The 19,271-nt window shown below is 38.8% G+C and carries 21 protein-coding genes; 8 read left to right on the top strand and 13 right to left on the bottom strand.

The window, feature by feature from the left end; translation table 11 throughout:
• Window positions 1-16: 16 nt before the first annotated feature.
• The 3 genes from ACX9YW_RS04675 to ACX9YW_RS04665 all read left to right on the top strand — a co-directional run bounded on the left by ACX9YW_RS04675 (window position 17) and on the right by ACX9YW_RS04665 (window position 3,472).
• Complete coding sequence (locus ACX9YW_RS04675) at window positions 17-1,249, top strand: aminopeptidase (RefSeq protein ID WP_460342544.1); 1,233 nt, start codon at window positions 17-19, stop codon at window positions 1,247-1,249.
• A gap of 147 nt (window positions 1,250-1,396) precedes the next feature.
• Window positions 1,397-2,038 (top strand): Bax inhibitor-1/YccA family protein, encoded by a 642-nt coding sequence (locus tag ACX9YW_RS04670; protein ID WP_460342541.1) that lies wholly within the window; start codon window positions 1,397-1,399, stop codon window positions 2,036-2,038.
• 135 nt (window positions 2,039-2,173) lie between these two features.
• A complete protein-coding gene (locus ACX9YW_RS04665) occupies window positions 2,174-3,472 on the top strand; it encodes an ATP-binding protein (protein ID WP_460342538.1) in 1,299 nt (432 codons plus the stop codon).
• A 119-nt stretch (window positions 3,473-3,591) separates the two neighbouring features.
• Here the strand turns inward: ACX9YW_RS04665 and ACX9YW_RS04660 are convergent, their stop codons facing one another.
• The 6 genes from ACX9YW_RS04660 to safA form a co-directional block, all read right to left on the bottom strand.
• Complete coding sequence (locus ACX9YW_RS04660; protein ID WP_460342535.1) at window positions 3,592-4,224, bottom strand: response regulator transcription factor; 633 nt, start codon at window positions 4,222-4,224, stop codon at window positions 3,592-3,594.
• Entirely contained in the window at window positions 4,217-5,260 is a 1,044-nt protein-coding gene (locus ACX9YW_RS04655; protein ID WP_460342532.1) for a sensor histidine kinase, read from the bottom strand. The genes ACX9YW_RS04660 and ACX9YW_RS04655 overlap by 8 nt, the downstream gene beginning before the upstream one ends.
• Entirely contained in the window at window positions 5,257-5,991 is a 735-nt protein-coding gene (gene liaF / locus ACX9YW_RS04650) for a cell wall-active antibiotics response protein LiaF (RefSeq protein ID WP_460342529.1), read from the bottom strand. The genes ACX9YW_RS04655 and liaF overlap by 4 nt, the downstream gene beginning before the upstream one ends.
• 95 nt (window positions 5,992-6,086) lie before the next feature.
• A complete protein-coding gene (locus ACX9YW_RS04645; protein ID WP_460342526.1) occupies window positions 6,087-6,734 on the bottom strand; it encodes a PspA/IM30 family protein in 648 nt (215 codons plus the stop codon).
• A gap of 18 nt (window positions 6,735-6,752) precedes the next feature.
• Window positions 6,753-7,103, bottom strand: coding sequence for a lmo0954 family membrane protein (locus ACX9YW_RS04640; protein ID WP_460342523.1), 351 nt, complete (start codon window positions 7,101-7,103; stop codon window positions 6,753-6,755).
• A 314-nt stretch (window positions 7,104-7,417) separates the two neighbouring features.
• Entirely contained in the window at window positions 7,418-8,035 is a 618-nt protein-coding gene (gene safA / locus ACX9YW_RS04635; protein WP_460342520.1) for a SafA/ExsA family spore coat assembly protein, read from the bottom strand.
• A 100-nt stretch (window positions 8,036-8,135) separates the two neighbouring features.
• On the opposite strand from safA, the gene ACX9YW_RS04630 reads away from it, so the two are divergent.
• The 3 genes from ACX9YW_RS04630 to ACX9YW_RS04620 all read left to right on the top strand — a co-directional run bounded on the left by ACX9YW_RS04630 (window position 8,136) and on the right by ACX9YW_RS04620 (window position 10,627).
• Window positions 8,136-9,074, top strand: coding sequence for a glycerophosphodiester phosphodiesterase family protein (locus ACX9YW_RS04630; RefSeq protein WP_460342517.1), 939 nt, complete (start codon window positions 8,136-8,138; stop codon window positions 9,072-9,074).
• 71 nt (window positions 9,075-9,145) lie between these two features.
• A complete protein-coding gene (locus ACX9YW_RS04625) occupies window positions 9,146-9,511 on the top strand; it encodes a DUF1360 domain-containing protein (RefSeq protein WP_460342514.1) in 366 nt (121 codons plus the stop codon).
• A 114-nt stretch (window positions 9,512-9,625) separates the two neighbouring features.
• Window positions 9,626-10,627 (top strand): DUF3231 family protein, encoded by a 1,002-nt coding sequence (locus ACX9YW_RS04620; RefSeq protein WP_460342511.1) that lies wholly within the window; start codon window positions 9,626-9,628, stop codon window positions 10,625-10,627.
• A gap of 31 nt (window positions 10,628-10,658) precedes the next feature.
• Here the strand turns inward: ACX9YW_RS04620 and ACX9YW_RS04615 are convergent, their stop codons facing one another.
• Window positions 10,659-11,384 carry a polysaccharide deacetylase family protein gene (locus ACX9YW_RS04615; RefSeq protein ID WP_460342508.1) on the bottom strand — a complete coding sequence of 242 codons (726 nt, stop codon included), beginning with the start codon at window positions 11,382-11,384 and terminating at the stop codon, window positions 10,659-10,661.
• Between the two features lie 108 nt (window positions 11,385-11,492).
• On the opposite strand from ACX9YW_RS04615, the gene ACX9YW_RS04610 reads away from it, so the two are divergent.
• Window positions 11,493-11,633 (top strand): hypothetical protein, encoded by a 141-nt coding sequence (locus ACX9YW_RS04610; protein ID WP_460342505.1) that lies wholly within the window; start codon window positions 11,493-11,495, stop codon window positions 11,631-11,633.
• Here the strand turns inward: ACX9YW_RS04610 and ACX9YW_RS04605 are convergent.
• Both ACX9YW_RS04605 and ACX9YW_RS04600 read right to left on the bottom strand, forming a co-directional pair.
• On the bottom strand, window positions 11,630-12,535 hold the full coding sequence (locus ACX9YW_RS04605) for a phosphotransferase (protein ID WP_460342502.1): 906 nt from the start codon (window positions 12,533-12,535) through the stop codon (window positions 11,630-11,632). The genes ACX9YW_RS04610 and ACX9YW_RS04605 overlap by 4 nt on opposite strands.
• Window positions 12,536-12,550: 15 nt before the next feature.
• Window positions 12,551-13,696, bottom strand: a complete 1,146-nt coding sequence (locus ACX9YW_RS04600) for a trans-sulfuration enzyme family protein (RefSeq protein ID WP_460342499.1) — start codon at window positions 13,694-13,696, stop codon at window positions 12,551-12,553.
• A gap of 161 nt (window positions 13,697-13,857) precedes the next feature.
• Between ACX9YW_RS04600 and ACX9YW_RS04595 the strand changes: the two genes are divergently transcribed.
• Window positions 13,858-15,384, top strand: a complete 1,527-nt coding sequence (locus ACX9YW_RS04595; RefSeq protein WP_460342496.1) for an FAD-dependent oxidoreductase — start codon at window positions 13,858-13,860, stop codon at window positions 15,382-15,384.
• A 133-nt stretch (window positions 15,385-15,517) separates the two neighbouring features.
• Here ACX9YW_RS04595 and ACX9YW_RS04590 read toward each other — a convergent pair whose 3' ends face one another.
• From ACX9YW_RS04590 to kynB, 4 genes are all read right to left on the bottom strand, one after another.
• Window positions 15,518-15,655 carry a protein YpzF gene (locus ACX9YW_RS04590; protein WP_460342494.1) on the bottom strand — a complete coding sequence of 46 codons (138 nt, stop codon included), beginning with the start codon at window positions 15,653-15,655 and terminating at the stop codon, window positions 15,518-15,520.
• A gap of 54 nt (window positions 15,656-15,709) precedes the next feature.
• Complete coding sequence (locus ACX9YW_RS04585) at window positions 15,710-17,176, bottom strand: amidase family protein (RefSeq protein ID WP_460342491.1); 1,467 nt, start codon at window positions 17,174-17,176, stop codon at window positions 15,710-15,712.
• A 166-nt stretch (window positions 17,177-17,342) separates the two neighbouring features.
• On the bottom strand, window positions 17,343-18,536 hold the full coding sequence (locus ACX9YW_RS04580; RefSeq protein ID WP_460342488.1) for a DEAD/DEAH box helicase: 1,194 nt from the start codon (window positions 18,534-18,536) through the stop codon (window positions 17,343-17,345).
• A gap of 93 nt (window positions 18,537-18,629) precedes the next feature.
• Window positions 18,630-19,262 (bottom strand): arylformamidase, encoded by a 633-nt coding sequence (gene kynB, locus ACX9YW_RS04575; RefSeq protein WP_460342485.1) that lies wholly within the window; start codon window positions 19,260-19,262, stop codon window positions 18,630-18,632.
• Between the last annotated feature and the right edge of the window lie 9 nt (window positions 19,263-19,271).

Genomic DNA, 19,271 nt, shown 5'->3' with positions numbered 1-19,271 from the left:
CAAAGGGGTTTTAGAGATGAGCGATTTTCAAACAAAATTAGAAAAATACGCAGAATTAGCTGTCAAAGTAGGAGTAAACGTTCAGAAAGGGCAAACGTTGGTCGTTAATGCTACATTTGATGCGGTTGAATTTGTACGTTTAGTTGTTAAAAAAGCCTATGAAATTGGGGCTCATAATGTTGTTGTAAACTGGACGGATGATACCGTTTCTCGTTACAAATACGACTTAGCACCTGATGAAGCATTCCAAGAATATCCACAGTGGAGAGCAAAAGAATTAGAGGATTTAGCCGAAAATAATGCAGCTTTTATGTCGGTTGTTTCTTCCTCTCCTGACTTGTTTAAAGGTGTTAATCCAGAACGAATCAGCAATTTCCAAAAAGCAGCGGGGACTGCGTTAAAAAAATACCGTCAATATACGATGTCTGATAAAGTAAGTTGGACAGTTGTAGCTGCAGCATCACCTGGTTGGGCCGCTAAAGTTTTTGCAAATGAGCCTAGCGAAAAGCAGGTTCCTATGCTATGGGATGCCATATTTAAAGCAACCCGCGCTGACCTAGAACATCCAGTTGATGCATGGAAAACTCATGACAAAAACCTTCATGAGAAAGTTCATTATCTAAATGAAAAGCGCTATCAAAAACTTCATTATAAAGCACCAGGAACGGACTTAACGGTTGAGCTTCCTGCTAAACATCTTTGGGTCGGGGCTGGCAGCATCAATGCACAAGGTCACGAATTCATGGCAAACATGCCTACTGAAGAGGTATTTACGATTCCAGCTAAAACTGGAGTTAATGGTACGGTTTCAAGTACCAAACCATTAAGCTACGGCGGAAATATTATTGATCATTTTAGCTTAACTTTCGAAAACGGACGAATTGTCAGCGTTAAGGCTGAGCAAGGCGAAGAGATTTTAAAAAGATTAGTGGATACGGATGAAGGATCACATTATCTTGGAGAGGTGGCTTTAGTTCCACACCAATCACCAATTTCACAATCCAATGTTCTATTCTATAACACTTTATTTGATGAAAATGCATCCAACCATTTTGCGATTGGGAATGCATATGCTTTCTGTTTAGATGGTGGAAAGCAAATGTCTCATGAAGAACTGCTTGAAAATGGCTACAATGAAAGCTTAACTCATGTCGACTTTATGGTCGGATCGGCTGAAATGGATATTGACGGCATTAAAGCCGACGGTACGGTTGAACCGATTTTCCGTAATGGTAACTGGGCTTTTTAATCCGAATTTTAGGAGATTGGTGATGTCACCAATCTCCTATTTAGTACTAAACTTGGGGGTTTTCGTATATATTTAGTACAAGTATGTGAAACCTTAGCCCGTTTAAAATCGTATCAACATTAACAAATTTTATTAGAGGTGAGAAAGATGTATCTTCAACATACGGCTTCAAATGAATATTTACCTTCGGTGTTAAGAGCATTTGCCCTATCATTAGCCGTTGCCGTAATCGGAATGATGGCTGGAGTTTTTGTTCCACCGGCGTTATTTTTACCGTTAGCATTATTGGAATTAGGGATGCTAGTTTTTGCCTTCTTTTTACGAAAAAGAAAAGCAATATCTTATACATTCCTTTATGTCTTTACCTTCATTTCTGGAGTAACAACTTATCCGATTGTCGCTTATTATTTAGCAACAACAGGTGCTAATGTTGTTTTATCTGCACTTGGAACTACTGCAGTCGTCTTTACTGGCTTAGCAATTTATGCAACAACAACAAAGAAGGATTTATCTTTCTTACGTGGGATTTTAATGGCGGCACTGCTTGCATTAATCGCCATCTCGATTTTTAACATGATTTGGCCATTAAGTTCAACAGGTATGCTTGCCTTCTCCTTTATTGGAGTGCTTGTATTCAGCGGCTATGTTCTTTTTGACTTCAATCGTATGAAACACTATGGCGTAAGTGCCGAAGAAGTCCCGTTAATGGCGTTAAACCTATACCTTGATTTCATCAATTTATTTATTAGCTTGTTGCGTATTTTTGGAATATTATCTAGCGATGACTAAGTCCACTCGTGTTTGAGTGGACTTTTTTTATAGAAAAATGTCACTGGGACATCTCTATTCGTGATTTATGTAACTGTTATTTACAAATTCCCTATATATAATGTAAATAACTTTTATACGATTAGAGGTGAAAGTATGCAAGTTGGTGAAATGACAGATTTTTTTCATTCCCCAATTGAAACATGGCTATTCCAAATCCTAATTATTTTATTTCCTATGCTCTTATTTCAGTCTTATTTTCGGAAAAAAATCCGCTCAAATAATCAGCGAAATTGGGTTTTTGGAATTCTTTGTGGAATCTCGATTATCCTATGTATGAGTGAACCCGTTTCTATTAATAATGGATATATCTTAGATTTTCGTTATATTCCGTTGATTCTAGCATTTTTATATAGTAGTTTTCAAATTGGAATTATTCTGTCGGTGATGATTTTGGCTTATCGATTCTATCTGCTAGGATTTGACGGATTTTACTTTGTGTTTATCGTAAATTCGGTTTTAGCGCTGATTTTTCATTTTACTCTTCGTCATTATAAAAGCTATCCCTATAAGGAAAAAATCACCTATGCACTTAGTTTATTAACTTTTACTATTTTCATATTCGCGCTAGGAACACAGTCATTAAATCGTTTCTCTGAGCTTAGTACTAGCCTTAGAATGTGGGGAGTCTTTTTCCTCCTAAATATTATCACCCTGTTTACCACACTCTATATCAACGAGTCATTGCGTGAAATGGAAATGATTCATTATGAAGTTTCCGAGTTTGAAAAATTGCATCTAATTAGCCAGTTTTCCATCAGCATTGCCCAACAAGTGCAACAGCCAATTATTGCTGTCCAAGAAACATTAGAAAACCTTAAAAATGTAGAAACGATAACAGGTCAAATGAGGTATGAAATCCAAACAGGCATTAAAGAACTAACCAATGCAAACAAAATTATTGATGAGTATCTTGTGTTGGCAAGAGACGATGAAAAGGAATATCGCCTCTTAAATATTCACGAGGAGTTCGAATATGTATTAAAGTGCATTCAAACGTATGCATTGATTCATCAGGTTGAGTTGAATTATATTCCATCCTTTGAGAAGGAGTTATATGTCAAAGGTAATCGCAGCCATTTCCAACAGGCAATCTTAAATTTCATAAAGAATGGAATTGAATCGATTAAACAGAACGGCAAACTCGAAATTGCCATCCATGAAATGCTTGAATCGATTTTTATTGTTATTGAGGATAATGGCAAAGGAATGACGAAGGAGCAAGTAAACTTGCTCGGAAATCCATTAAGATCTCGAAAAGAAAATGGAACTGGGCTTGGAACGATGATAGCCTATAACATCATTCATTCCATGTCAGGAAAAATCGACGTCCAAAGCGAAACAGGAAAAGGCACAACCTTCTCCATCATCCTACCAAAAGCAAAAAAAGCCTAAAAAAGAGGCACTTGAACGCTTTAAAGCATGCGGGGACAGTCCCCGAGTTTTTTAAAACACTAAAGCACTAAAGTGCTTTAGTGTTTTAAAAAATACACATGCTTTAAAGCGTTAAAGTGCTATTTTACTAATGAGTGTTTGAAAGCATAGATGACGGCTTGGGTGCGATCTTGGACTTGTAGTTTGCTTAGGATGTTGCTGACGTGTGTTTTGACAGTTTTTAGGGCGATGAATAATTCGTCAGCGATTTCTTGGTTGGTTTTTCCTTCTGCCATCAACAGTAGAATTTCTAGCTCTCTGCTCGTTAGTTCCTCATGTGGCAAGTGAGTGGTTTTCTGACGCATTTTCAGCATCATTTTCCCCGTCACTTCAGGTTCTAACACCGATTGCCCATGGTAGGTAGCTCTAACTGCTTCAGCAATTTCCCCTGCTTTTGATGTCTTTAGCATATAGCTAGTAGCTCCGGCTTCTAAAGCAGGATAGACTTTTTCGTCATCTAAGAAACTGGTAACGATAATAACCTTTGCTTCTGGCCATTGTTCAACAATCTGTCTAGTGGCTTCAATACCATCCATTTCTTTCATGACTAAATCCATTAGGATAATGTCGGGACGCAACTCCAAGGCTAATTCTACTCCTCGGCGACCATTATCGGCCTCTCCAACTACTTCGATATCTGGTTGGGCAGAGAGGTAGGAAGAAACCCCTATACGAACCATTTCATGATCATCGACAAACACAACTCTAATCATCGTCCTCACCCTTATTTGTTATTGGGACCTTTACTTCTAATCTCGTCCCTTTGTTTTTCACACTAACGACCTTCAAGGTCCCACCAACCTCAACTGCTCGTTCATGCATATTTTGCATCCCATACGAACCTGCTTTATCTTCTTCTGCATCAAATCCCACTCCGTCATCGACGACACGCATAATGACAAGGTCATCGCGTTTAATTAGAAGGACTTCTAGTTTACTGGCCTTGGAATGTCGAAGTGTATTAGATACCGACTCCTGTAAAATCCGGAATAAGTGATCTTCTATACCTTTATCTAAAGTTATATCTTCTATTTTCCATTGAATATCCATCGTTACTTTTTGTGATAATTCGATTAAAAGCTCGGCAATTCCTTCTTGTAACGTTTTTCCTTTTAATGCAACCGGCCTTAAATGAAGCAAAAGAGCTCTCATCTCTAACTGGGATTGGTGAATCATTTCCTCTACCATCTTTAGTTGTTTCGTTTCTCGGTCCTCTGTAACGGGTCTCATCTCATTAATTGCCGACATCATCATTGAAGCAGCAAATAATTGTTGGCTTACTGAGTCATGTAATTCTCGTGCTAACCGATTTCGTTCCTGAGAGATGATTTCCTGGATACGTTGCTCCTGGTCCTCTACTTTTTCAGTTGCCATCCGCTGTGAAATTTTAGCCTTTTCGGTTATTTGCTTATAAATTCGTTCAATACGGTTATAAACCGTGTCTACTTCTTCACAGCTATTGGTTCGGTTAATCTCCACTGGCACTCCTTCCTCTAATTGATGAAGAACTCTATCAATCGATAAAATTGCTTTGCGCCAAAATAATCCCGAGAATAATCCAAATAAAATACCAATTCCAATACTAATTGCTGGAATAAACAGTAAAAAAGGGATATCTGCTATATCTCGTTCCCAGAATTCCACCAAATTAGGCGGCGGAAACACAAAGAAAAAGGCCATAGATAATAGCCCCATCAAGAGGAAAGAGAACGTAACCCCCCATAACATTTGCCTTTGAAGTGTACTCATATTCTCTTCACCTCTATATCCCCTAAAACAACGGAGGTGATGATTTTAATTTTATGTTCAGCCTTTTCGTAGTCCGGTGTCTGCATTTGAATGACTTGGTTTAACATTTTCTCTTCATGATGATCGAATACAGTCGTCGAACCAAACAAGACCGAATGGCGAAGGGAAATCTCATAATCATAAGGAACAAAAATTTGAACGTTTCCTATGAAATTACGAATATAAATAACCGTTTCCCCTTTAGGTAAAACTGTATAACTTAAATCAATGATCGAATCTCCCACTCCGCTTTGAATGTTGATATCATTCCATTCATAAACATGATCAGGTGTGCGTTGTCCACCAAAAAGAATGTTTTTGAATAAAGGCTTCTTTTGTATAAGCTGTTCTGTTTGTGTCGGTTCTTTTGGCATCCCCACTACGGGGCTAATCATATTAGGTAACTTCTTTGAATGTGCAAACTGGATCACAAAATAAATAAATATCGCCAGCAATAATAAGCGGAAGGTTAGCATTTGAAAAATATTTGCCGTAAATAGAATTAATCCTCCCCAAAATAAGAGTTTTCCTAATTTTTTTGGCATTGACTTTCTACCTAAGTAAACCATCGCTATGGAAATAAAAAGAGAGAAAATAAGGCCTTTATTAATAAAGGTCACTTCCAAAAGGAGGATGACGGCTCCGATTAATATAATCCAACTAATATATTCGCTATTAAGCTTCTTTAACATCCCACTTACCCCCTCTCTTTATCTTCCAATTCTATATTTATTGGGTGGGCAAAAGACGTAGGATACCTACGCCTTTTTAGAATACCATGTTTTCCCTATGAATTTAATGTGTTTTGCGTAACTTTCATTTCTTTTTCCAACTGGGCAATTTTTGCATCAATAGTGCTGCAATAGTAAGAACTGTTTACTTGGTTTTCTAATCGATCTAAGTAGCTTTCGATTTCTTGGAATTTTGAAAATGACTTATCAGAATATTGATTGGAGTCAAGCACTTGATCGATCCGGTGATTGGCACGAGTGACATTTTCTCTACCCATTAGCTCTAGACGACGAAGGTTCATGTCCTTAAGCTTGTGCTTCATTTCTTCGTATTTCTTTTCTAAGTCATTTAATTGCCCTTGAACGGTTTGTAATGAAGACTCTAAGCGCAGAACTCGCTCTTCGTATTGACGTTGTTCAGCAGCAGCAAATTCAAACAAGTTTTGCTCACCAGCTTGCTCGGCTACTTGTGCCTGATGCTTGCGCTTATTAGCCATCTCCTTTGCGTTGTTTAATTCACGAGTAAATTCATCCTTTAATTGATATTGGCGTTCTACAAGCTTGCGAACTTTTTCTGTTTCTAATTCGCTTTGGCGTAGGTATTCATTTAATAACGCAATTGGGTTTTTCTTTTCCTTTTGATCCATTGCTGAATGTAAGTCAGCGGCAATCATGTCTTTAATACGAGTAAATAAGTTTGTCATTTTCATTCTCTCCCTTAATTAATTGTTTTTTAAATGATTCCATTGCTTTTCGAAGTTTACGAATGGATCATCGCTTTCTTTTTCGATCACTACCGGTTTTGAATGATTCCACTTTTTGTAAACCACATATAAGACATAAGCGGCTACAACTCCTAAGATGGCTGGAACATTATGCGCAATAATGATTAAGGCAATCAAACCAATAGCTGCCCAACCAATCTTCTTCATCGTGGAGTCTGTCTTCATAAACTTCCTAATAGCGAAGTACAACACAAGCAAGCTTACTGCTAAACCGACGATTGGCCCAATTGTTGAAAATAGAACAATCGCCGCGATTCCGCCTGCTACTAATAACCCGAACTTTTTCATATTCACTGCCTCCTTCCTTATGTACTCATCTTACCTATTTTCCGAAATACTCATAACGAGCTTAAGCTTGATTTTGGAATAGGACCTGAGACGTAGGAAAGCGTAAGCCGCTTGGTCAGCCCCGACAAGCATAAGACGCTTCCAACAAGAAGGCCGCTTTTGCCTTCTTGTTGGAAGTGGCTTATGACCTCGAGGGGCTAGCGGCTGGAGCTAGACAAATTAGAAAAGCGTAAGCCACTTTAACACTTTAAAGCGTGTGGGGACAGTCCCCACACGCTTTAAAGTGTTAAAGTATTTGTTGGTTTTTTGTTATGTTATTTTTGGATGAACATTTGGGTCCAGTAGGTGCCGTATGAGCCGCCGCTTGAGTAGCCTACACCGATTTGGTTGAAACTTGGGCTTAGAATATTTTTGCGGTGTCCTTCGCTGTTCATCCAAGAATTGACGACTTCCTGAGCTGTTCTTTGACCTGCTGCGATATTTTCTCCTGCACTACTGTAGCCAATTCCGAAGTTCTTCATCATTGTAAATGGTGAACCATATGTTGGACTAGTATGTGAGAAATATTTTTTGTCTCTCATATCATTTGATTTGTAACGTGCCACACGAGACAATTCCCAATTAGCCGCAAGCGGTTTTAATCCATTTTTTGCCCGCTGCTGATTGGTCAATTGAATCACCTGATTTTCGATACTCTTGATCGCATCAAAGTTTGGGATATTAACCTTGTCTCCAGGGTAAATCAAATTGGGATTTTTAAACTGTGGGTTGGCTTGAATAATCTCTGAAATACCTACCTGATAACGTACAGCAATTTTCCAAAGTGAATCTCCCGGCTGAACAGTATAGACCTGTTGCGCATGTGAAATAGTAGGCGAAGAAAGCAGGGAGACAAATAAAGCTAAACAAATCCATATGTGTTTTTTTAACATGACACACACCTCCACATTTAGAATTTCGAAATTCGCCATAAAATATACGAATTTTTTTATGTCAAAGTAATAATGAATACATAAAGGGGGATGTGAAATAGTGAGTCAAATAGAATTAAATATGAATAAGAAACCTAGAAAGAAAATCAAATGGATTGGCATTATCATTCTTTTAATACTCATTTCTTACCTTGTCTTAAATTTCGGTCCTGTTGAAAAAAGACCAAATCACCCATTTTTTAATGCCGAACGTCCTTTAGTCATTGCCCATCAAGGCGGCGAATTACTTGCTCCATCTAACACGATGGTAGCCTTTAATCAAGCAGTAGACATGGGTGTAGACGTTCTGGAATTTGATATTCATATCACAAAGGACGGGCATCTTGTCACTATCCATGACCCTTCCGTTGATCGTACAACTAACGGAAAAGGACTGATTAAGGATCTTACGTTAAAGGAAATCCAGGAACTGGATGCTGGGTATCATTTTAAAGATTTAAATGGAAAATATTCCTACCGCGGCAAAGGAGCCTATATTCCATCATTAGATGAGGTTTTCCAAGCCTTTCCTGACATAAAGATGGTTATAGAAATTAAGGATGATAATCCGGAGGATCGGATTGAGGAGATATCATCAAAGTTTTGGAACCTCATTCAAAAATATCAAAAGCAAGACCAAGTTATTGTTGCTTCCTTTGACCAGGACATTCTAAATAAATTTAAAGTAATTTCTAATGGAAAGGTCGCTTTATCGGCCGGTAGAGACGAAATTAAAAAATTTATTATCTTTAAGAAATTATTTTTAGCAAACCTATACGAACCAAATGCTGATGTTTTTCAGATTCCAACGAAAGAAAGCATGATTAATTTAGCAGCACCGAGTATTATAAAAGAAGCGAAACGCCGTAATGTAAAAATACAATACTGGACTATTGATGATAAAGAAACTATGCGAACACTTCTTAAAAATGGGGCCGATGGTATTATTACAAATCGTCCAGATTTAATGATGGAAGTCCTAGAGGAATTAGGCTATTAAGTTAATTTGTATAATCAGCAAAAAACGAGTAAAACATACTAATTAAATTCGTCTTAGTCAGGAGTTTTACTATGTTTGAGTTATCTTGGATATCGTATGTGATGCTCATATTAGCTAGTTATCGATTAACTCATCTTATTGTTTTTGATAAGATAACCGAATTCATTCGTAAACCTTTTATGGAAAGAAGAGAAGTCCAAACAGAACACGGTCCAGAACTGAAGGATGTTCCCAAAAATATGTTTGGTTATTTGTTAAATTGCTACTGGTGCGCTGGGGTTTGGAGCGCCATTATCATTGGCGGTGGTTATTTGCTCTTTCCAAAAGTGACTTCCGTTATTGTCTTAATCCTATCAATTGCCGGTGGCCAATGTATTCTTGAATCCTTTGTTGGAGTAAATATTAAAAGGGTAAGCTATTACTCCAAAAAATCTTAACGTTAGAAAAGGAAACCGGCAACGGTTTCCTTTTTTATATTGAATACTAGTATGTTACACCAAAAAATAACAAATAATAGACCATAGCAGTTTTACCGTATGGAGGTGTAAATATTGAATACATCCGCTCGATTATCAAGTGCTGAAATTGGTAATACTTGGCAATTTTATATTCAAGGGACTCTAGCAAGGTGTTTGTTAAAATATTTCTTATATCATTTAAAGGATGAAGAAATAACTTCTCTGCTTCAAAGGGAATTATCTTATACAGAGGAGGGAATGAAAAAAATAGCTGATTTGTACGCAAAAGAAGAGATTCCCATTCCAGACGGCTTTTCTGACCAAGATATTAATTTTGAGGCACCACCTCTTTTTTATGATGAATATGCCCTCAGTTTCGTTTATTCAATGAGTCGAATGAACATGATCAATCGTTCCTTTATTCTCGCTAATACAGCTCGGGCTGATGTCCTAGAAATATTCACAAGCTCCATTCATCAATCGGTCGAAATTTACAATGAATCCATCAAGTTATCGCTATCAAAAGGAATCTACGATCGACCGCCGATGATTCCTTATCCGAAAGAAGTCGAATACATCCAAAAGAAGTGGTTTATATTACCGGTACCTGAACAAAAAAGACCATTAACTACGATAGAGTTAACAGAGCTGTTTTTTAATATAGAACGAAACTATTTTGCCGTCGTTCTTTGCTTAGGTCTCCAGCAAGTAGTTAAGGACAAGGAAATTAAAAAATACATTGATAAAGGTAGAGAAATTTCCGAAAGGCAAATTAAAGTATTTAATGACATTTTAAAGAAAGAAGATTTATTTGGCCTAGCGTCCGTTCCCATGCTGGTCACAGAGTCCACCGTTTCACCTTTTTCAGATAAATTTATAGTTGCCCTTTTTCACTTTTTGAATGCGATTGATTTGGCCCTTCTTGGACATGCCTTATCTTTGTCTATGAGGGCTGATTTAAGTGCTTTAATAAGTAAATTTATTGGTGAAATCCTGCTATACGAAAAGGATGGTTTCAATATTTTGGTTGAACGCGGTTGGGCTGAGCAACCGCCGATGGCTCCAAATCGCAAAGATCTTGCTAGCCATAAATAAAAGGTTGACCGAGCTATCGGTCAACCTTTTATTATTGTTCAATGGTTCTAATAAAATCCTCTAGCGAAGTAGAATATTTGACATAGATACGCGGTAGAACATAAAGCTCATTTTGATAGCCCATTTCTTGATATGGGCCTGGGGTAGTAGTAATCCCAAACAGATAGTACTTTTTGGTCTCTCTTACTACTTGCTCATTAAAATTCCCATAAGGATAGGCAAGAGCTATTACCGGTTTCCCTGTCATTTTTTCTATTTTTTCTTTTGATCCTTTCAACTCGTATTCGATATTTTTTTCTTTGGTTAGATCGGGATGGGTAGCAGTATGAGATTGTACAGAAAAATAACCAGATTTAGCTAACCTATTTAATTCTTCTCCTGTTAATCGATTGGGAGATCCGACAAAATCAGAGATAACGAATAGAGTTGCTCGAGGCTGAAATTGGTTATCCGCTAGTCTCGTGAATATTTCAAACACATGCCAATTATTTTTATATCCATCGTCCAAGGTAATAAAAATTGGTTTCTTAACCTTATCAATATCCTGCCATTGCTCAAATGTTAATAATGTGTAGCCGTTCTTTTTGAGATAGGTCATCTGTTTTTCGAAATTCTCAGGTGTAACAAACAATTCCTTTGAGCCTATACCAGTATATTTATCAATGGAATGATAAATCAAAATCGGCACATGTAATTTTCCGGAAACGGAAACGGGGAAGCAAAACAGAATAAATAATACAATTACCATTCTTTTCATCGTATTCCTGCCTTCGCTTTTTACCATTATTATTCCAAAAACACAAATTCCTAACAGTGATAAAAAAACACCCTCCTTGCATATATCTTTAAAAAGGAGGGAGTTTGGATGGCTTTATGGTGGATAACGGCGATTAGTATGGTTATGTGCTTAGGTTTTATTGGTGGAGCTTTTGCCTATGGGCTAAAAGGTGCGTTGCAATCCGATGATTCGACCAAAATAGACCCACTACCGAATGATAAAAATTAGCTTAACGCAAGTTGAATGCTTTCTTGTGCACTACTAACGAGCTTTTCATCCTTCACATCATTTCCATAAAGGATTAACACCGTCGCGACATAAATGGCGAAAAATTTCGCTGATTCTTTTACTTCTTGACTGACATCACCATAAATTTGAAAAAACTCTTCACGACCGTTCGCCGGTAAAAAGCTGTAAGCAATCGATAAATCAATCGCAGGATGGCCAATATGAGTATCTCCCCAATCAATTACACCAGAGATAACACCTTGTTCATCAACTAAAATATTTCGAACATGGCAGTCGCCATGAACAAGCGCAACTGGTGTATCTAATTGGATTTCGTTCATCGAACTTAACCAAGCTAAAACGGCCGCTGCATCTTCAAGCAACCCAAGATCGGTGGCTTTTTTTATTCGATCCACCAGCATCAATTTGCGTTTTGGAATGTTCATTCGCTCGAATCGATCATGTGGAACACCTATTTCCTTTACTACCTCCACTGGAAACTGGTGCAACTTTTTTAAAAATAAAGCCAGTGACCCTGCAGACAGGCAACGTGTCTCGAATGATAGGGTACCTGGTGATACGCCTTCTACAAGATGATATCCTGTAAAAGGCCATTGATATTCCTCCGTCGGTTGTCCGAAAAAAATTGGTTCCGGTATTTTGAGCGGTAACTCTTTGACTAATAGCGGTAACAAACGATTTTCTATTTTTAATAGTTCTACTGCAATCTCTTTTCGAGGAAAGCGGAAAACGAATTTTCCATTAACATGAAAAACGGTGTTATCAAAGCCTTTACCTAGTTCAGTAATGCTCACAGGGTTTAATTCTGGAAATTGCTGCTCGATTAAGACTCTTGCTTCTTCTGCTATAAGGGCTATTTCAGGTGACCATGGTAACGTCATATTGGTCAACTCCTCTTATCCTTTTTTCGACTTCTCGATTGCTTTTGTAAATCCACCAATAATGTCCTCGATATGTTCAATTCCAACGGATATCCGTATTAATTCTTTTGTTATTCCTAACGCTTCACAGGCATCTTTAGGCAGTGCTCGATGCGAAGTAGTAAGGGGATGAGAGACAGTAGTCTCTACTCCAGCTAAAGTTGGTGCAATCTTAATCCAATCTAATGAACGGAAAAAATCGTCCACATCTACATCAGAGCTTAACTCAATCGAGACCATCGCGCCGTAGCCATTTTCACTTAGATTTAATGGATAATAAACCTTTTGAATTAACGGATTTGTTGTAAAGGTTTCTGCTAGTTGCTGAGCATTTCGGGATTGTTTTTCCATTCGTAAAGCGAGTGTTTTGATTCCCCGAACAGTTAACCACGCTTCAAATGGACTAACATTTGCCCCAAGATTAGCAACTTTAGCTTTCGCTTTATCCAACAGATCCTTACTACCGACTAAAACCCCAGCCGTTACATCACTGTGTCCACCAAAATACTTTGTTGCACTATGGACGACTAAATCAATTCCTAACAAAATTGGTTTACAGTGATATGGCGTGGCAAATGTATTATCTACTAATGTCGTTAACTGATATTTCTTCGCTAATTCGACGATGGACGTCAGATTTTCTACTCTTAATAATGGATTTGTGATTGATTCCGTATAAAGTAGCTTTGTATTAGGTTGAATCGATTTTTCTACCTCAGCTAAATCGGTAAAGGGAACAAAGCTCGTTTCAATCCCTAAATCATGAAGCTCTGCTTTTAGCATGTGAAAACTACCACCATATAAATCATCCGCTGCAACAATGTGATCACCACTCTTCACAATTGCAAGGACTCCTGCCAAAATTGCCGATAATCCCGAAGATGCTGCAACCCCCTCTTCTGCGCCCTCTAAACGGGCAACAGCTTCAGCTAATTCATCCGTATTCGGATTGGCCACTCGTGAGTATAAATAATGACCATTCCCTTGATAATAACCCTCTAATTCTTCTAAATCGTTAAAAACAAATGATGAGGTTTGATAAATTGGTGTTACTTTGCTTACAATATTCCGTTTATTCTTTCTACTGTTATGTAGGACTTTTGTTTCAAAATGTTGGCTCATCTGATTTCACCTCAAAAGGTAATTTTTTTCTCTATCATAACTCTAAAATCAATGGAATGGCTGATTTATTTCATGTTAGGTTAAAACTTTTTTGCTTGTACATAAACGCAACCAAAACTTGGAAACATAATGACAAGTACGTCTATAAAAGGAGGACCTTTATGGAAACAAAATTACCTCAATACCCCGAATCTTACTGGCGCGAAATTGAATTTCCTAGCTTCCCAAGGCTTGATAAGGATATTCGTGTCGATGTAGCTATTGTCGGGGCGGGAATTACAGGGATTACCGCTGCACATATATTAAGCCAAAGTAATCTGAAAATCGCTCTTATTGAAGCAGGGAAAATTTTAACAGGGACAACTGGTCACACAACAGCTAAATTAACGGCACAGCATGACTTAATTTATGATGAATTCATTAGCCACTTTGGGGTAGAGAAAGCAAAGCAATACTATGATGCCACTAGTGGTGCGATTCAATTTGTCAAAGAAACCGTCCAAAAATACAATATTGATTGTGATTTTCTTGAGCAAGATGCTATCGTGTATGCTTCTACTGATGAATATGTTCCGAAAATCGAGAACGAAAAACAGGCATATGGCAAATTAAGAATCCCATGCGAAGAACTAAATAGTATCCCATTCGATATTCAAATCAAAAATGGTCTGAAAATGTTGAATCAGGCACAGTTCCATCCGACCAAGTATTTAACGGCTCTTGTGAAGAACTTAAACCGTGATAACGTGCAATTATACGAAATGACCACAGCAGCTGATATTGAAAATGAGGAAACAGACAATCCGGTTGTGGTGACACGAGAGGGAAACCGAATTACCTGTAACTATGTTATACAGGCAACTCAATTTCCCTTCTACGATAAACCCGGTCTATATTTTGCGAGAATGTATGCTTCCCGGTCGTATGTGCTCGGAATAAAGGCGGATTTCAAATACCCTGGAGGCATGTATATTAGTGCTGATTCACCAGTAAGATCGATTCGCTTCACTCCATTTAATGGTGAGGATCTCCTATTAGTCGGTGGCGATAATCATAAAACAGGTCAGGGAATTGACACCTTTAAGCATTACGAAGCATTACAGCAATTTGCCCAACAAACCTTTAAGGTTCAAGAAATACCTTACCGTTGGTCGGCACAGGACTTAGTAACAATTGATAAACTTTCATATGTCGGACCTATCACAAAGGATAAACAGCGTATTTTGGTAGCAACCGGATACCGCAAATGGGGAATGACCAATGGGACGGCTGCCGCGCAGGTGCTCGCCGATTTTATATTAGGAAAGCAAAATGATTATCTGGAATTATACGATACATCGCGTTTCGATGCGGACCCGAGCCTGAAAAAGTTAATCTCCGTTAACGCTGATGTTGCCAAGCATCTCATTAAGGGAAAACTAGAATATGTTCCTAAATTCACAAGCGATTTAGGTAATGACGAAGGGTCTGTTGTTTTGGTGAACGGCAAGCGGGCTGGAGGTTATCGGGACGAGCATGGAAAGCTCCATTTAGTCGATACCACCTGTACGCATTTAGGATGCGAATGCGAATGGAATCATGGTGACCGGACCTGGGATTGCCCGTGTCATGGTTCACGTTACTCCTATGATGGGGTTGTCTTAAATGGACCTGCATTGCACCCGTTAAAACAAATAATAGAGGAGTAATTTTCGCTAATTTTTGCAGTAACTATGTCGATGGTTAGCAGATCCAAAAGAAATTTCCTAGGAAATTTTGTCGTTATTTTGGCTTTAGTGTAAAAATTAGGCTGCTCAACTTTTGCTGAGCAGCCTTTCTCTTTTACTCTTTTCCATTTGGACGTTTAAATTGTTTTTCTTCCATTCCAGTTGTAAATTCAACTAATTCTGAACTAGTACGGCCCTTTTTTGCATTATTGTTTCGCATAGCGTTTGCATTGCCTTTTTTCGTTCTACCCATGAAAATCATCTCCTTTCGGCTTTTCATAGGTAGTATGCTTGATTGGAGATGGAGTTATTCGATAGTTATGTTTGGAGCCTTACGTGCATTCGTACCTTGCTCAAACGCATAAGCTAGTTCGATTAACTGACCTTCGCTAAATGCTGTTCCAGAAAACGTTAATCCCACAGGTTCGCCTTTTGTCGAGTAGCCTGCAGGTACAGTTATCGAAGGATACCCCGCTTTGGCTGGCATAGCGGCTCCATAGTTATTAGGGAAAACAATGGCATCCAGTTGGTGTTTGATTATGGTTGCATCAATGCCCTGTGTTGTGGTGTAATATTGATCTTCTTCAAGCGAATTTATATAAGCTATTTCTGTTAATGTTCCGCTCGTTTCTTCTGACTTTAACAAGATTTTCTGACCATATTTCAACATTTTTTCTTCATTTTCAAGGTTGAATTCAATCACATCTTTTAGCGAACGAATCGGGTAGCTTGGGTGGAGATTTTTTAAATAAGCATTTAAATCTGCTTTAAATTCATAAGTTAGGACATCATAACCCCACTTACGGCTAGCCGATGGGACTTCAACTGGGTCAATTACTTCTGCACCTAATTCGATTAGGTTTTGAATCGCGGCATCAAGAACTTCTTTTTTCTCCGCTGAAAGGTAATCGAAAAATGGCTTACGGGCGATTCCGATTCGTTTACCTCTTAATCCGTCCTTGTTTAAGTACTCCGTATAATCCCCTGTAAATACATTCGTTAAGGTGATAGGGTCGTTTAGATCCGGGCCAGCCAGTGCGTTAAGTAACAAAACAGCATCCTTTACGGTCCTCGCCATTGGACCTGCTGTGTCTTGTGTGTGGGCAATCGGAATAATTCCTTGACGACTAATCAACCCAACAGTTGGCTTGATTCCAACTAGTGAGTTTTGACTGGCAGGACTTAAAATGGAGCCAGAAGTTTCCGTTCCGACCGCAACAGCCGCAAAGTTAGCGGCAATCGCCGCACCGGAACCAGAGCTTGAACCACCTACATCAAACTCACCTGGTCCATACGGGTTAAGGACCTGACCACCTCTTGAGCTATAACCGCTCGGCATACCCTCTGTCATAAAATTGGCCCACTCGGTCATGTTTGTCTTTCCTAAAATGACGGCTCCAGCCTTTCGTAGTTGTTTGGCGACGTATGAATCTTCCTGCGCAAAGGAATTTGCAAGAGCTAATGAACCTGCACTTGTGTGCATTTTATCATTGGTATCGATATTGTCTTTGATTAAGACTGGAATCCCGTGAAGTGGGCCACGAGGACCATTTATTTCTCGTTCTTTATCTAGTGCAGCGGCGATTTGCAATGCATCTGGATTAATTTCGAGAACGGACTTGACGTTCCCATCCATTCTAGCAATTCTATGTAAATACATGAGGGTTAATTCTTTGGCACTAAGCTCTCCAGCTTGCATTTTGGATTGCATGTCATCAATTGTTGCTTCCGGTAGCCATGTTTCCGAAAGCTGCTTTAGTTTTGGATTTTCCATTTCGGGTCACGCTCCTTTACGATTTAAAATTATAATTCTATACTCCTGCTACAATTACCTTTTATTTTAGATTTGTTTATGTGGAAATTGGTTCGGCTCATCTCGTTACTTTTGGTTCACCAAAACTTAAAAGCAAATTTAAAAAACCACAGTCTAAGACTGTGGCTTATTTCTTCGATTTGTTCACCTTAACAGGAACAGCTTTTTTCAATTTACCTGGTTCCTTTTTGGATAAAGGTCGATCTTTTTCATCAGCGATTTTTCCAGCGTAGAATACCTTTTTGGCTAGGGTTATCTTTAATTCCTGACAATATTTTTTCAATTCCCGCTCTTCTCGTTCGTTAACGAGTGAAATCACGACCCCATCCGCACCGAAACGGCCTGTGCGGCCCGACCGGTGCACATATTGGGTGATATCTTTTGCAAAATCAACATGGACTACATGGGTAATATCAGGAATGTCTAGTCCTCTAGCAGCAACATCTGAGGCTAGTAACAATTTGATTTTACCAGTACGAAGGTTTTTCAGAGCATTTTTACGGTCATCTTTTTTCAGATCACTGTGAATGATTCCAACAGGAATTTCCTTGAATTTTAGCTTTTCGGAAACAAAGTTAATTTCGGTGATATCATTAATAAAAGCCAAGCCACGAATCTCTTCAAGCCGGCCAATTTTTTCAAGGAGCATCGGTTTCTCACGATTTTCACATAGAAAATAAATATGCTCGACCTTTCCTGCCTGAATCGTTTCATCTTTCTTGATTTGAATGATTTCTGCGTCTTGGGTCAAGTCTTTTGCAAGGCTGATGGACCGGTCGGTTAAAGTTGCTGAAAAAAGCACGACTTGTCTATCAGCAAGGCTTGATTTAATAATTTGCCTAATGGTTTCCAGATGCTCTGGAACAATTAGTTGATCACCTTCATCAAGGACAATTGTTTTGACTTCATGCATTTTCAGTTTCTTTTGTTTAATTAGTTCAAGCATTCTTCCTGGAGTACCGACAACAAGCTGTGGGCGCTTTTTTAATTTTTCAAGCTGTCTCGCGACGTTTGCACCGCCGATGAAGGAGGCGCTGCGGATCCCGCTTCCCTCCGACCACTTTTGCACCTGCTCCAAAATTTGCATAACTAATTCTTGTGATGATGCTAAAATCACTGCCTGAATCCCTTGGTTACCTAAATCTATTTTATCCAAGACAGGTAGTAAATAAGCCAAGGTTTTTCCTGTTCCTGTTGGGGACTCCGCAATGACATCCCTACCTGAAGTAATTAAGGGAATAGCCTCGGCTTGAATCGATGTCGGGCTTTGAAAGCCTGACTTTTCCCAAACGGCTTTTATAAATGGTTTTAATGAGTTCATGGGTTACTCCTTTATATGTGCTTACTATATTATTTACCCAAAAAAAGCAAAAACTAGTATCGATATGATACTAGCTTATAGGAGTTGGATTGTCTAGCGATTATTCGCTAAAGTCCTGAGCACCGCACGAACCGGACTGCCATCCGCTTCGGCCAGCGGAAGCGGCAGGGCGATTAGCTCATATACGCCAGGCTCTACATGAATGAGGTTAACCGATTCTAAAATGTGAATCCCATAATCATGGAGAGCATGATGGGCAGGTAATTCTTTGCTGTCAAGCGGGTCAACGGATGGAACATCGACGCCAATTAGGCGAACTCCTTTTTCACCTAAAAAGGCTGCTAGATCAGGACGAAGGAACGGAATTGTCTCAGGGAATTGTTCCGGATTGGCCCAAGAATTTGTTTTTAAAAGCACCCGCTCCAGATCTTGAAAGTCGACTTGGGCTAAATCACTGGCACCGATGCTTTCTTTATTTAGCATGTCGATTACGAGTGCTTTACCGACATAGAGATTAAGGTCAAGATCATAAATTCGTTTTCCTTCATCATCGAAATGAAATGGGGCATCCACATGTGTCCCAGTATGGATGCTCATTTCGAGTTTGCCGACATTAACTGAACCACTTTCCGACTTTGGCCAGCTTATTTTGAAGGAAAACGGAGTATCGCCCGGCCAGGTGGGCACATTTTTACCAAGTTTTCTTGAAATATCGATTAGTTTCAACTCGCACTC

The sequence above is a fragment of the Pseudoneobacillus rhizolycopersici genome, assembly GCF_054786815.1.
The sequence above is the reverse complement of the archived record's forward strand: the minus strand, read 5'-3'. Positions and strand labels throughout refer to the sequence as shown.

Bases quoted from the DNA above. Each gene is read 5' to 3' on its own strand.
- ACX9YW_RS04675 (WP_460342544.1), top strand. From the start codon at position 17: ATGAGCGATTTTCAAACAAAATTAGAAAAATACGCAGAATTAGCTGTC.
- ACX9YW_RS04670 (WP_460342541.1), top strand. From the start codon at position 1,397: ATGTATCTTCAACATACGGCTTCAAATGAATATTTACCTTCGGTGTTA.
- ACX9YW_RS04665 (WP_460342538.1), top strand. From the start codon at position 2,174: ATGCAAGTTGGTGAAATGACAGATTTTTTTCATTCCCCAATTGAAACA.
- ACX9YW_RS04660 (WP_460342535.1), bottom strand. From the start codon at position 4,224: ATGATTAGAGTTGTGTTTGTCGATGATCATGAAATGGTTCGTATAGGG.
- ACX9YW_RS04655 (WP_460342532.1), bottom strand. From the start codon at position 5,260: ATGAGTACACTTCAAAGGCAAATGTTATGGGGGGTTACGTTCTCTTTC.
- liaF (WP_460342529.1), bottom strand. From the start codon at position 5,991: ATGTTAAAGAAGCTTAATAGCGAATATATTAGTTGGATTATATTAATC.
- ACX9YW_RS04645 (WP_460342526.1), bottom strand. From the start codon at position 6,734: ATGACAAACTTATTTACTCGTATTAAAGACATGATTGCCGCTGACTTA.
- ACX9YW_RS04640 (WP_460342523.1), bottom strand. From the start codon at position 7,103: ATGAAAAAGTTCGGGTTATTAGTAGCAGGCGGAATCGCGGCGATTGTT.
- safA (WP_460342520.1), bottom strand. From the start codon at position 8,035: ATGTTAAAAAAACACATATGGATTTGTTTAGCTTTATTTGTCTCCCTG.
- ACX9YW_RS04625 (WP_460342514.1), top strand. From the start codon at position 9,146: ATGTTTGAGTTATCTTGGATATCGTATGTGATGCTCATATTAGCTAGT.
- ACX9YW_RS04615 (WP_460342508.1), bottom strand. From the start codon at position 11,384: ATGAAAAGAATGGTAATTGTATTATTTATTCTGTTTTGCTTCCCCGTT.
- ACX9YW_RS04610 (WP_460342505.1), top strand. From the start codon at position 11,493: ATGGCTTTATGGTGGATAACGGCGATTAGTATGGTTATGTGCTTAGGT.
- ACX9YW_RS04605 (WP_460342502.1), bottom strand. From the start codon at position 12,535: ATGACGTTACCATGGTCACCTGAAATAGCCCTTATAGCAGAAGAAGCA.
- ACX9YW_RS04600 (WP_460342499.1), bottom strand. From the start codon at position 13,696: ATGAGCCAACATTTTGAAACAAAAGTCCTACATAACAGTAGAAAGAAT.
- ACX9YW_RS04595 (WP_460342496.1), top strand. From the start codon at position 13,858: ATGGAAACAAAATTACCTCAATACCCCGAATCTTACTGGCGCGAAATT.
- ACX9YW_RS04590 (WP_460342494.1), bottom strand. From the start codon at position 15,655: ATGGGTAGAACGAAAAAAGGCAATGCAAACGCTATGCGAAACAATAAT.
- ACX9YW_RS04585 (WP_460342491.1), bottom strand. From the start codon at position 17,176: ATGGAAAATCCAAAACTAAAGCAGCTTTCGGAAACATGGCTACCGGAA.
- ACX9YW_RS04580 (WP_460342488.1), bottom strand. From the start codon at position 18,536: ATGAACTCATTAAAACCATTTATAAAAGCCGTTTGGGAAAAGTCAGGC.